At 73.9% G+C, this 398-nt stretch carries 1 pseudogene; it reads left to right on the top strand.

Going from position 1 to position 398, the window contains the following annotated elements:
• A pseudogene (locus tag G3I71_RS49395) lies at positions 1–264 on the top strand (hypothetical protein); the annotation flags it as partial.
• Positions 265–398 lie beyond the last annotated feature (134 nt).

Here is a 398-nt window from a genome sequence, read left to right as displayed (position 1 = left end):
AACCCGGGCAAGGGCGTCATCCTGACCGTCAAGGGCCAGATCGCGTTCGTCGTCGAGGCCGCCACCGGCCTGACCTGCGAGGGCACCACCAACGGCAAGACCATCGACCTGAAGTGCCCGGCCGGCGCACAGCGCTCGAAGGGCAAGGTCGACTCCGTGGACGCCACCACCCTGAAGGTCACCTGGGAGGGCGCGGCCGGCACCGACACCTTCCAGAAGAGCGAGCCGGGCAAGCTCCCGTCCCTCCCCGCCCTCCCGAAGTAGCCACGGGGGCGTGGCGGGACCGGGACCGCCACAGCCCCGGGCGGGCGGGGTGGGGCTCGCCACCGCCCGCCCGGGCTCGCGCCGACGAGGCGATCGCTCACCGGAGCGGGCCGGGGCCTACGAGGACACGTACG

Source organism: Streptomyces sp. SID12501 (assembly GCF_010550245.1).
Lineage (GTDB): Bacteria > Actinomycetota > Actinomycetes > Streptomycetales > Streptomycetaceae > Streptomyces.
The sequence above is the reverse complement of the archived record's forward strand: the minus strand, read 5'-3'. Positions and strand labels throughout refer to the sequence as shown.